Annotated in this window: 12 protein-coding genes; 7 read left to right on the top strand and 5 right to left on the bottom strand. The window is 37.0% G+C overall.

All coding sequences use genetic code 11. The annotated features are described in order from the left end of the window. Positions 1-2 precede the first annotated feature (2 nt). The 3 genes from MKZ30_RS08190 (at position 3) to MKZ30_RS08180 (ending at position 2,501) form a co-directional block, all read left to right on the top strand. Entirely contained in the window at positions 3-1,079 is a 1,077-nt protein-coding gene (locus MKZ30_RS08190) for an SIS domain-containing protein (protein WP_002419679.1), read from the top strand. Further along, on the top strand, positions 1,073-2,077 hold the full coding sequence (locus tag MKZ30_RS08185) for an SIS domain-containing protein (protein WP_002369188.1): 1,005 nt from the start codon (positions 1,073-1,075) through the stop codon (positions 2,075-2,077). The genes MKZ30_RS08190 and MKZ30_RS08185 overlap by 7 nt, the downstream gene beginning before the upstream one ends. Before the next feature lie 73 nt (positions 2,078-2,150). Beyond that, on the top strand, positions 2,151-2,501 hold the full coding sequence (locus tag MKZ30_RS08180) for a DUF2200 domain-containing protein (protein WP_002419678.1): 351 nt from the start codon (positions 2,151-2,153) through the stop codon (positions 2,499-2,501). A gap of 199 nt (positions 2,502-2,700) precedes the next feature. On the opposite strand, the gene MKZ30_RS08175 is transcribed toward MKZ30_RS08180, so the two are convergent. Both MKZ30_RS08175 and MKZ30_RS08170 read right to left on the bottom strand, forming a co-directional pair. Further along, positions 2,701-3,060 (bottom strand): iron chaperone, encoded by a 360-nt coding sequence (locus MKZ30_RS08175; protein WP_010816612.1) that lies wholly within the window; start codon positions 3,058-3,060, stop codon positions 2,701-2,703. A 150-nt stretch (positions 3,061-3,210) separates the two neighbouring features. Further along, on the bottom strand, positions 3,211-3,360 hold the full coding sequence (locus MKZ30_RS08170) for a hypothetical protein (RefSeq protein ID WP_002357118.1): 150 nt from the start codon (positions 3,358-3,360) through the stop codon (positions 3,211-3,213). A 208-nt stretch (positions 3,361-3,568) separates the two neighbouring features. Here MKZ30_RS08170 and MKZ30_RS08165 point away from each other — a divergent pair, with 208 nt between their 5' ends. Beyond that, positions 3,569-5,404, top strand: a complete 1,836-nt coding sequence (locus tag MKZ30_RS08165; RefSeq protein ID WP_010816611.1) for an LTA synthase family protein — start codon at positions 3,569-3,571, stop codon at positions 5,402-5,404. 36 nt (positions 5,405-5,440) lie between these two features. Here the strand turns inward: MKZ30_RS08165 and MKZ30_RS08160 are convergent, their stop codons facing one another. The 3 genes from MKZ30_RS08160 to yeiL form a co-directional block, all read right to left on the bottom strand. After that, positions 5,441-6,622, bottom strand: a complete 1,182-nt coding sequence (locus MKZ30_RS08160; protein WP_002365813.1) for a multidrug effflux MFS transporter — start codon at positions 6,620-6,622, stop codon at positions 5,441-5,443. Positions 6,623-6,731: 109 nt separating this feature from the next. Continuing rightward, positions 6,732-7,127, bottom strand: coding sequence for a DUF3224 domain-containing protein (locus MKZ30_RS08155; protein WP_002419936.1), 396 nt, complete (start codon positions 7,125-7,127; stop codon positions 6,732-6,734). A 71-nt stretch (positions 7,128-7,198) separates the two neighbouring features. After that, positions 7,199-7,864, bottom strand: coding sequence for a transcriptional regulator YeiL (gene yeiL, locus MKZ30_RS08150; RefSeq protein ID WP_002419935.1), 666 nt, complete (start codon positions 7,862-7,864; stop codon positions 7,199-7,201). Between the two features lie 89 nt (positions 7,865-7,953). Between yeiL and MKZ30_RS08145 the strand changes: the two genes are divergently transcribed. The 3 genes from MKZ30_RS08145 (at position 7,954) to MKZ30_RS08135 (ending at position 12,233) form a co-directional block, all read left to right on the top strand. Next, positions 7,954-8,604 carry a YczE/YyaS/YitT family protein gene (locus MKZ30_RS08145; RefSeq protein WP_002385840.1) on the top strand — a complete coding sequence of 217 codons (651 nt, stop codon included), beginning with the start codon at positions 7,954-7,956 and terminating at the stop codon, positions 8,602-8,604. A 317-nt stretch (positions 8,605-8,921) separates the two neighbouring features. Continuing rightward, the gene (locus MKZ30_RS08140; RefSeq protein ID WP_002419934.1) at positions 8,922-11,627 is read left to right on the top strand and encodes a cation-translocating P-type ATPase; all 2,706 of its coding nucleotides are present in this window, start codon (positions 8,922-8,924) and stop codon (positions 11,625-11,627) included. Positions 11,628-11,696: 69 nt separating this feature from the next. Continuing rightward, positions 11,697-12,233, top strand: coding sequence for a GNAT family N-acetyltransferase (locus tag MKZ30_RS08135; protein ID WP_002425928.1), 537 nt, complete (start codon positions 11,697-11,699; stop codon positions 12,231-12,233). Positions 12,234-12,297 lie beyond the last annotated feature (64 nt).

Raw genomic sequence — 12,297 nt, 5'->3', positions numbered from 1 at the left:
ATATGAAAACGATGCTGGATTATATAAATGAGGAGCAAGCAGCTCTAACTCAGATTCTTAACCAATTTCAATTAAATGATACAGACGTTTCAAAGGTCACGCACTGTCTAATTTTAGCAACTGGCTCGTCACATAACGCTTGTCAGGCGGCTAAAGTTTACCTTGAAGAAGTGGCGCCTATTTATGTGGAAATCCAAGAGCCGTTCAATTTTGCTCATTATGGCAAAGTGGATGATCGGTTTGATCTGGTCGTAGCGGTTTCGCAAAGTGGTAAAAGTGCTTCAACAATTGATGCCATTGCAAAAATTAAAAACCAAACGTCTGTAAAAACAGTGGCCTTGACAAGTGATGTCACCAGCCCGATTACGGAGGTTGTGGATGAAGTCCTGGATTTAAAAATGGGGCTTGAAACAGTTGGTTTTGTCACAAAAGGCTATACGGCAACACTTTTAAATTTATTTCTATTTGGTTTGAAACTGGGCTATCAAAAGCATCAATTAACAAAAGTAGAGGTTGAAGAAGAATTAGCAAAACTTGCCAAAGCAATTCAGGAAATCGATTCGGTGATTTATAAAACCGAACAATTTTGGCAAAAAACGAAAAAAGAATTAACAGAGGGGACACGATTTATCGCAATTGGTTATGGGCCTAATATCGGTACGGCAAAAGAGTTTGAGACGAAGTTTACAGAAACAGTTCGCTTACCTTCCCAAGGATTTGAAGTCGAAGCCTATATGCATGGGCCTTATCTTGAAGCGGATACTACACATCTTTTGTTTTTTATTGAAAATCAAAGTCCTATTCAAGCACGTAGCCAAGCCTTGAAAAACTATCTAGCCAGTTATGTTGGCCAATGTTACACAATTACAACGCGTTCAACGAGAGCATCAAATACGTTAGAGTTAGCAAGTGATGTCGAAGAAAAAATTAGTCCTTTATTATTAGTTATTCCATTTCAATATTTGGCGTATCAAGTAGCTACAAGTAAAGGAATTGATTTATCTCAACGGATTTTTGATGATTTTGATTGTGTCCTAAAAAGTAAAATAGCAAAGAAAGAGGGAAATCAGCCATGTTAAAATTTAATGAAGAACAACAAATCAAAGACATACGAGGTGCCTTAGCCTTGCGTTCAGATGTTGAAAAAGTTGTTGATCAAGTTTGGACGAAAGGATTTGATGCGGTCTATTATTTAGGAATCGGCGGTACTTATGCTTCAGCCATGCAAGCAGTTACTTATGCGAATGGAAAAAGTAATTTACCAATCTATGTTCAACATGCTGCTGAGTATTACACAACAGGCAATAAACGTTTAACAGAAAAATCATTCGTCATCTTGTCTTCCGTTACTGGGACAACACAAGAAGTGGTGCAAGCCGTTCAAGAAATCAAAAAGGTCGGCGCAACGCTATTTGGTTTTATTGATGCAAAAGATAGTCTTTTAGCAGATTTATGTGATTATGTGGTGACTTATCCAGCCCCAGGAACTGAGCAAATCAAGTTCTTTATGGTAGCTGATCGTTTAATGCAAAAAAACAACGAATTTACAGATTACGAAAATTATTACCAAGAATTGGAAGAATATTTGCCTACAGGTTTAGCTGAAGCCGAAAAAAGTGCCGATGCGTTTGGCTTAGCTTTTGCGGAAAAACATCGTCATGATAGCATTCACTATTTTATTGGCGCAGGAAACCAATGGGGAGCGGTCTATTCTTATGCAATGTGCTATTGGGAAGAGCAAAGTTGGCTTCGTTCAAAATCAATTCATGCAGCAGAGTTCTTACATGGAACGCTAGAAATTGTAGATGAAACTACGCCAGTAACGTTGTTTATTGGAGAAGACGAGCAGCGACCATTGGCAGAACGAGTAGCAAAATTATTGCCGAAAATCTGTGCCAATTATACAATTATTGATTCGAAAGCGTATGAACTTCCAGGAATTAGTGAAAAATATCGTGGTCGAGTTGTTTCATTTCTCCTAATGCATGCGGTAACGCAACGAATTGATGCGCATGTAGAAAAATTAAATTGTCACCCATTAGAGATTCGTCGTTATTATCGTCAATTTGATTACTAAGACAAAATAGCCTCTTTTTCCAGTAAGCCTGTGGTAGACTGAAGAGAGAATACTTCAGAAAGTAGGAAAACCAATGACAAAACCGAAAATCTATACAATGACCTTTGCCAGTGTTTACCCGCTATACATCCAAAAAGTAGAACGTAAAAATCGAACGCAAGCGGAGGTTGACGAAATTATTTACTGGTTAACTGGTTATGATGAAAAAGGCTTGCAGCAACAATTGGCTCAAAAAGTAACGATGGAAACATTTTTTGAAGAAGCACCCAATTTTAATGAAAACGCCCAATTGATCAAAGGCGTAATTTGTGGCTATCGCGTGGAAGAAATTGAAGATCCTTTAATGCAAAAAATCCGTTACCTAGATAAATTAATCGACGAATTGGCCAAGGGAAAAGCGATGGAAAAAATTTTAAGAACATGAAGAGGTCGGGACAGAAGTGTTTAACTCCGAGAACCAAGTAGGTACTGTTTAACATCTATTTGCTTTGCAAATAGTGTTTCTCAGCAATAAGAAGGAATTTCCGAAAGATGCTTTTCGTCTTTCGAGGAATTTCGGCTTATTTCCGAAGGAGTTGCTTCTGTTCCCGCCGTTTATCAGTTTTTGAGCGTGGGACAAAAATTCAAAGTGATTTTTGTCCCACGCTCTTCATGTTCTCTTGTACACGGAATTTAACTATTTCCTGTATTAACGAAAGAGGTAACTCTTGCATGTAGGGAAATTGAATGGCACCTTTCGAGGTTTTAAAAGGGCGTAATTCTTTGCTGAAACGTTGGATGGCTGATGGCGTAGGATAGAAACCTAAATGTTGCTTGGCCGCCGCAAAATGCACTAAATTGCCATTTAAGTAAAAGGTCGGCATTCCATAAGCGATTTTTTCAGTAGTCTCCTGAGGAACAACCGCTAAAATTGCTTGGTAGATTTCTGTTAACTGTGTTTGATGTTGGGATTGCTGGCGTATATAGTTTGCAATGATGGTCATCTAAAAACACCTCCGTTTGTTTCAGTATACTATGTAAAAAATAAAAGGCGAAGAGGATACAAAAAAACCGTCTAGTATTTTTTCTTTACTAAACGGCTTTTAGCTTAAATAACTACCTAAAGGGTCTTGCATGGAAATGTTTGTCACTCCTTAGTTTAATTGTTTTAAGTGTGCAATTGCTTCTTCAATTGTGTGACCAGTTGCTGTTTTACTTTCATTTTTTGCATCAAAAACAATGAAAATATTTTTGTCTGTGTCTAATTGAATACGGTATTGAATGTTTTTTACTTTGTAAGTCATAGTTATTCTCCTTTCATAAAGTACTCTAAAAAGGCGACGATAACTGATAACGAAATTCCATTGTTACTATACCACTGGAAAATTATTTTTGCAACAAATAACATTTTTTCTTTACTATTCCTTAGACTTCTTTGTTAGCTACTTCTTTACATTCTTTTTCAAGAAGCATAAAATAAATACATTACTAGTTTTTGAATAGGAGATCGATGTGAAAAAGAGAGTTGAGAAAATTAAACGATGGCCCTACCGCTATCTTCTGTATGGAATCGGGTTCATCATATTAATTATTTTTAGTAATTTATATCTGCAATGGTGTCAGAATAACTTGTCTGTTGATTTAGCCTTCAAGTTTGCTTTTTCGTGGCATACGGAAAAGTTTTTCTTAGGTTGTTTTGTGCTAAGTGTTTTTTTACTTTTTTTATGTAGTTTGGCAGGTTCATTAGGAGTTGGCGCTCTTTTATATAGTGTCATAATAGGTGTTTTAGGATTTGCGGACTATCAAAAGATGTTTTATCGTGTCGAACCTATTTACCCAGACGACTTAAAAATGATTACAGAAGTTAGTTTATTAAAAGAAATGGTTGGTTTATGGCCGTTTATTTTTGTGGTAGCGTTATGTTGTGTAGCACTTTTTTTCTTAGGAAAAGCCTTTTATAAAAGTTTCTTTTTATCGAAGAAAAAACAAACGATTCGTGTGTTAAGTCTTGTTCTTTCGATTAGTCTATTTTCATATATTGGTGATTTTAACAATCCGCAAAATTTGTTACGTAAAGCCTATAATAAAACCGCGTTATGGATTCCTTACAGCCAAAAAATGAATTACTACAATACGGGATTTATTGGTGGTTTTCTATATAATTTAAAAGTAGAGGCTATGGACCAACCAAAGGGTTATTCAAAAGAAGCTATTTCAGAAATTACTCAGAAATATCAAAAGTTGGCCGAGGCGAAAACAGTGCCGAGCAATGAGCAACCCAATATTGTGTTTGTCATGAGTGAAAGTTTTTCAAATCCAGATCATCTGAAAGGCTTGTCCATTATTGGTAATCCTTTAGCTGATTATCAGCAAATCGCTGATAAAACTTACAGCGGCCAGATGCTTTCACAAAACTACGGGGGCGGAACTGCGAATATTGAATTTGAAGCCTTAACAAGTTTTTCGATGGAATTAATGAATGCCCAAATGACTACACCTTATACAATGATGATTCCTAAGATGACGGAATTGCCTTCCATTGTTTCATTACTTAAGGAACAAAAGTACCAAACAACGGCTATTCATCCGTACAATACATCTATGTATAAACGAAAAGATGTGTATAAAATTTTAGGTTTTGATCAATTTATCAATGAAAAAACAATGAACTATACAGATAAACTAGAAAATAATCCTTACATTTCAGATCAAGCAGCATATCAGGAAGTGACGACACTGCTTAAAGAAAAAGAGCAACCGCAATTCATTCATTTAGTTACTATGCAAACACATATGCCCTATGAAAACAAATACACAACCTCCAATTATTTTTCTCAAGGAAACGGCAATCAAGTCGCGCTCAATAATTATTTGCAAGATATTGCCTACAGTAGCGAAGCTTTGAAAAATTTCCTACAAGAAATCGAAAAAATGCCCAAACGCACATTAGTCGTTTTTTGGGGAGATCACTTACCAAGTATTTATGATGAAAACATTCAAGCGTTGAATGAAGGGGCAGCCCTTCACCAGACAGAATTTCTAATGTATGATACGGCGGACCAGTTAACAGAAAAAAATCAGCATCAAGCAACCATTAGTCCATTTTATTTTGCTCCCTCACTTTTCCAACAAAGTGGCTTACCGCAATCGGGATTTTACGCTATGCTAAATGAGGTACAAGAACAATTGCCTGCTTTTGAAAAGGGGAATTATTATCTCGGTGGGGAATGGAAAAAAACAGTAGAAATGAATAAAAAGCAAGAACAACTATATGAGGAATACCGACTGATTCAATATGACATTGTTTCAGGGAAGCAATATAGTTTAGAAAATCAATTTTTTAGCTAAGAAAAACACACGAAACATTCGTGTGTTTTTTGATTTTTATTTTAAAGTTTTACGATAAACAATGACATAATAGCTGAAAGCTAACAGACAAGCAAAACTTAAAAAGTAAAGCGGCAAGACCCAAATGGTACCATTGTGAAAGTAACTAATCAAATAGGTAAAGAAACTAACAAACAAGTAATAGACAAAACTAAAAATCCCACTGGCAGTACCAATTACAGATTCATAGCCTTTTAAGGCCATACTTAAGGCATTGGGCAAAGTAATATTAATCCCTAAGAAAAAGAGAAAAATAAACAAAATAAGACCAATGATTGTTTCAAATTGTGTCATTATTAATAAACAGCAAGCCGCAAAGATACTTAGCAGCAAACCAGCAAAGGCAATTTTTTCCGCTGACCAATATCCCAGCAACCAATTGATAAGAACCGCAGCAAGAATACTAGACACAGCTAAAACTAAACCAAGAAAGCCATATTGGACACTGCTAAAGCCAAAGTGATTGATGAAAATAAACGGGGCTTCTGCATAGTAGCTAAATAATAAACCATTAATGCCACCAATCAATAAGCCGTAGCACCAAACTTTCGAGTCGAAGGAAAGGCGTTTCGCCACAGACCAAAAAGGCGCTTTCGTTAAGGTATTTCCTAAGTGAAAGGTTTCTGGTAAACGATAAAAACTATAGAAAAGTAATAGAACAGCCATGACAATTAAGGTGCTAAAGACATGCTGATAGCCAAAATAGGTTTGAACAAGTCCGCCGACTAAGGGTCCGATGGCAGGAGATAGCGATAGGGCAGCGCTTGTTTGAGCAAAAATTTTCCCTCTTTGAAGATCGTTAAAGCTTTCCCGCATCATCGATTGGGTAATAACAGAACCAACGCTTGCACCAAATGCTTGAATTAAACGGAAGAATAACAGCCAAGGAAATGTCGGACTCAAAAAAAGGCCAATATTTCCAATTAAATAGCATAAAATTCCTAATAACATAGCTGGGCGACGTCCAATCGTATCGGATAGAATTCCCCAGAATAAAACGCCAACGGCAAAGGCAACAAAATAAATACTCATGGTTAATTGTGCCACGCTATCGTGAATGTTAAAAGCAGAACTAAGCGCTGGCAAAATAGGTGTGAAAATCGACTCGCTGATTTGTGGAAATCCCACAAGCAAAATAATAATTAGTAATGATGGGACGGTGTTTCGGGTGTTTTTCATGATTTTTCTCCTTAAAAGTTTAATCTAATCAAAAACACCCATTGTCTTTTACAACCGCCAAATTTAAAATAAGTAAAATAATGTCACCAACTTTCCTTAAAATTTTTTATTATACAAAGTCTAAATGAAGAAGCGCTTCTTCTTGACTAAATTCATAAGTGTAGCGACCGGATAAACCGGCAAGCTCACCTGATGCTTGAAATAGTTCACCTGGGCAGTCTAAAAGACCCTGTGTAAACGTCCCTTTTTCGCAAGCAGTAAAGGTGCCTTTTTTTCCTAAATAAGTTCCTTCGAAATGTAGGAAACCGACCACTTGAGCCATAGCTTCAAGCCCATCTGCCATTGAAGAGCCTTGATAAGTCATTAAGTATTCCACAGAAGCTGTCCCAGATAAGGCGCCTGACAATTGATAAGTAGCGCTCGCTTGATTCACTGGGAAATTTTCATTAAGATTGTCAATCGGTTGTTCTTGCCAACTAGATACAGTAAATGCTGCTTGCTCCATTGCTGTCCCTTCTTTCTTATTAATAAGAATAGGGTAGCGGGAAGCGCATTATTTGTCAACAATCCACCACTTTAACTCTTCATTTTTTTTACAAAAGAATGTAACGCTAAGCGGTTGATGTGATAAGCAGTTCCTTGTTTTTGAATAAAGCCGCGCTCTCGAAATTGTTTGAAGGTATAAATAAGATGGCGATAACTAACCCCTAAGTATTCGGCAATCTCAGTATGTTTTTCTTTATAAACATCTTCGTGATTAGCGGCAACCAATAGCAATTCCGCTAGCCGATAACTTAGTTCATAGGTCTGATTCGTTGTAAAGTGGTCCACCCGTTGGAGCATTTTTTTCCCTAGATAATGGCTGAGTTGCTGCATAAAAAGTACCTTGTTTTTTAAAACAGTTTCTGCGTAAGCTAAAGGTACAGCCAAACAACAGGTTTCACCTAAGGCGATAACGTCCTTGGTTATCGTTTCCGCTTGAACTAATGTTAAATCGCCAATTAAATCACCTGTCGTTAAAAACTGAACAATGGATTGGCGGCCATTGCGTTCTGTTTTTAAAATTTTCGCTTTTCCTTTGATTAAATAAAAAAGATAATTTAATGGCTCTGCTTGGTGATGAATGAATTCTTGATTTTCAAAATCGATAATAAAACTGTGTTTTAAATCAGTTTCATTAAAAAAAGGCGTATTTTTAGCTAATTCTTGTTTCGGTGATCGTTGGTAGGCTGTTTTAAGCATTTTTTTCTCCTTATAATAGGAGATATCTCCTATTTGTTTCTTCTATTGTAGCACATAATAGACGTATCAAGAGTAGAGGAGTTTTTATAATGTGGAAGAAAAAAATTGTGCTATCGTTTCTTTTTTATTTAATTAGTGCATTGGGCATCAGTTTGACAATTCAAGCAGGCATTGGAGTTAGTAGTTTTAATGCATTTAATGTGACCTTCGCAACACTTACTCATTTAAAAGTCGGAACTGTTACCACAGCTATCAATTTCGCTTTTTTAGGCACGTGTTGGTTGTTAGATCAGCAGCGTAAAATTCAGGACTATTTGATTATTTTGGTGGCGTTAATTGGCTTTGGTTTTGTCATTAATTTTTTCTTATATCAATTATTTGGTTCGCTTGTTTTTCAAAATTATTTGGTTAAAATTGTTCTATTTATTTTAGGGACAATCATAGCAGGAATCGGGACAGGACAGGTAGTTGCGCTAGGTGTTTTGCAATTTCCCATTGAAAAATTTTGTACACTTATTTCTGAAAGAACGCGCTATAGTTTTCAGTTTTATCGTTATTTAGTTGATATTTTTTGTGTCAGTTTAGCACTAGGATTGTCCATTAGTTATCATTTGCCGATTTTTGTTCGTGAAGGAACCGTGATTAGTCTTTTCTTACTTTCTTGGGTTATTAGTTGGTCGAGAAAGCGGGGACAACAGCGTATTTTACGAATACAAATCAAGAAACTGGAATCCGAATGAAAGGATTTCAGTTTTTTTCAAATGAGCAGAACTTTTATTTGAAAAAAAGAGTGGAAAACGGTATACTAATTAAGTAATTATTCATAACATTGGTTCTCCAATCAATGTTAAATAGTTTTTTCATGAGGGAGTAACTGACAGTATTTATGCTGTGACAACATCACCAACTCCGAAAGCAATTTCTGGTGTTGTCTTAAACGGTGAGACTTATGTATGTTCGACGAAGTAGCATACACAAGTCTATTTTTTTTCATTTATTTTTGATGAAATGTAAAATAGTACTTGGAGGATGCTGCAAAAAATAGAGGAGGAAGAACATGTCAGAAGAAAAGAAAACACAATTGTCTGAAGCGTTTTACGCACAAGACGACACAGTTGTTTTGGAGAAAATGAACACAACAACTGATGGATTAAGTGCACAGGAGGCTCAAAAGCGTTTAGAAACGTACGGGGAAAATGTGCTAGATGAAGGGAAGAAAAAATCACTTGCCGTGAAATTCTTTGAGCAATTCAAAGATTTTATGATTATTGTTTTATTAGCGGCAGCGGTCATTTCAGCCGTCTTTTCCCATGATGTGGTAGACTCGATTATCATCTTAGTGGTTGTTATCTTGAACGCCATCTTTGGGGTCATTCAAGAAGCCAAAGCGGAACAAGCCATTGAAGCATTAAAAGAAATGTCTTCACCAAATGCGAATGTTCGCCGTGATGGACACGTCATTACTGTTAAAAGTGATGAATTAGTACCAGGCGACATTGTTTTATTAGAAGCAGGGGATGTCGTTCCAGCTGATTTACGTTTATTGGAAGCGAATAGCTTAAAAATTGAAGAAGCAGCGTTAACCGGTGAATCTGTTCCAGTTGAAAAAGAAGTAACCATCTTAGAGGGAACCGATATTGGTATCGGTGACCGAATCAATATGGCTTATTCCAATAGTAATGTGACGTATGGACGTGGTCTTGGCGTTGTGGTTGGCACAGGAATGAATACAGAAGTCGGTAAAATTGCTGGCATGCTAGCAAGCGAACAAGAAACGGAAACGCCTTTAAAACAAAACTTAAACCAATTGGGTAAAATGTTAACAATTGCCATTTTAGTCATTGCAGCGGTGATGTTTGTGGTAGGAATGATGAATGGTCGTTCATGGATTGACATGTTATTAACGTCAATTTCGTTAGCTGTAGCGGCAATTCCAGAAGGATTACCAGCGATTGTCACGATTATTTTGGCTTTAGGGACTCAAAAAATGGCCAAGAAAAATGCGATTGTCCGTAAGTTACCAGCCGTTGAAACATTAGGAAGTACAGATATTATCTGTTCAGATAAAACAGGTACGTTAACCTTAAATCAAATGACCGTTGAAGCGTTGTATACAGATGGTCAAGTTTTATCTGCTTCCACAGAAATTCCTGCTGATAATATGGCTTTAAAAATCATGAACTTTACGAATGATACAAAAATCGCTCAAGATGGTTCATTAATTGGTGACCCAACAGAAACTGCCTTAGTACAATTTGGTTTAGATCATGCGTTTAACGTAACCGAAAAAGTAGCAGCTGAACCTCGTGTGGCAGAGATTCCTTTTGACTCTGATCGTAAATTAATGACTACTGTTCATGAATTAAAAACAGGTGGCTTCCTAGTTTCTGTCAAAGGTGCACCAGATGAATTATTGAAACGTTGTACGGAAATCTTATCAAATGGAGAAACAAGTCCATTAGATGAAACAAAACGTCAAGAAATTTTAAAAACCAACACTTCATTAGCGAAACAAGCCTTACGTGTTTTAGGAATGGCTTATAAATATGTTGAGACGATTCCAGCCGAAATGAGTTCTGAACTTGTGGAAAAAGATTTAACATTTGCTGGTTTAGTCGGTATGATTGACCCAGAAAGAAAAGAAGCTGCAGATGCTGTAAAAGTCGCGAAAGAAGCGGGTATTCGTCCAATTATGATTACGGGTGACCACCGTGATACAGCAGAAGCAATTGCGGCACGTTTAGGCATCATCAAAGAAGGCGACGACGATGCAGTCATTACAGGCGCTGAATTAAATGAATTGTCAGATGAAAAATTCGCACAAGTCGTGGGACGCTACTCTGTCTATGCTCGTGTTTCACCAGAACACAAGGTTCGGATTGTTAAAGCGTGGCAACAAGAAGGAAAAGTGGTTGCGATGACTGGTGATGGCGTAAATGATGCCCCAGCCTTAAAAGCTGCTGACATCGGGATTGGTATGGGAATTACCGGAACAGAAGTATCAAAAGGTGCTTCAGATATGGTCCTTGCCGATGATAACTTTTCAACAATTATTGTAGCGGTAGAAGAAGGACGTAAAGTCTTCTCAAATATCCAAAAAACGATTCAATATTTACTTTCAGCTAACTTAGGGGAAGTATTAACCTTGTTTATTGCAACAATGCTCAATTGGGATACCTTGTTACCTGTTCACTTATTGTGGATTAACTTAGTAACGGATACTTTCCCAGCGATTGCGTTAGGTGTGGAACCAGCAGAACGTGATGTGATGAGCCATGAACCTCGTGGTAAAAAATCGAACTTCTTCTCTGGCGGCGTTTTAAGCAGTGTTGTTTACCAAGGGATTACGCAAGGGGCATTGACTTTGATTGTGTATAAAATGTCAATTATGTTCCCAGCACATACCGCGGCTAACACAAACTTATCGGCGCAAGCGTTGTATGATTTACAACACGGCGATGCTTTAACCATGGCCTTCGCTACTTTGGGATTAATTCAATTGTTCCATGCCTTTAATGTGAAGTCGATTTATCAATCAATTTTCAAAGTTGGCTTATTCCGCAACAAATCATTTAACTATGGGATTCTTGTTTCGTTCTTGCTATTAGCTGCAACGATTGTTATTCCAGGATTTAATGATTTATTCAGCGTCACACATTTAGATGCATATCAATGGGCAATTGTAGCAGGTACTTCTTTTGCTATCATCCCAATTGTGGAAATTGTGAAGTTCTTCCAACGTAAAGCAGGTAAAGGTGCTTAATAAATAAGTAAAGAAAATTGGCTGGTACTTAAACCAGTCAATTTTTCTTTATGTAAGGAGTGAAAGGGCTTGAAACGGAAAATTATTTTCGAAACACAACGACTTATTGTCAGAGAATGGCAGATGGAAGATGAAGTGGAATTGAAAAAATTTTTGCAAGATGAAAATGTGATGTATGCCTATGAACACGCTTTTTCTGATGAAGAGGTTGCAAACTGGCTAAAGTGGAACTTACAGTCCTATCAAGAATGCGGCTACGGCTTATGGGCGTTAGAGAAGAAGCGAACAGGCGAAGTTATCGGCGAGTGTGGCCTCACCAATCAATTAGTAAAAGGCAAGAGCTATCCAGAAATTGGTTATCATTTATGTGGAAAAGAATGGCACAAAGGGTATGCGATTGAAGCTGCCGCAGCGACAAAGCAATACGCATTCGATGTATTAAATTTTCCAGAAGTTATTTCAACGATTCGTGATACGAACTTAGCCTCTATGAATGTCGCTATTCGAAACCAGATGCTTGTTAGGGATCGATACATTAAAACATACCGTGGCAAAACGATGCCTCACTATGTTTTCTCTGTTAAAAATCAAAAGAATAAAGACTGAAAAAGTGCCACTTGTCAGATGGAATAGAAAAAGTGTAAAATGGAGTGAAAGAGAAAAGGGAAAA

Source organism: Enterococcus sp. LX10 (assembly GCF_023539285.1).
Lineage (GTDB): Bacteria > Bacillota > Bacilli > Lactobacillales > Enterococcaceae > Enterococcus > Enterococcus faecalis.
The sequence above is the reverse complement of the archived record's forward strand: the minus strand, read 5'-3'. Positions and strand labels throughout refer to the sequence as shown.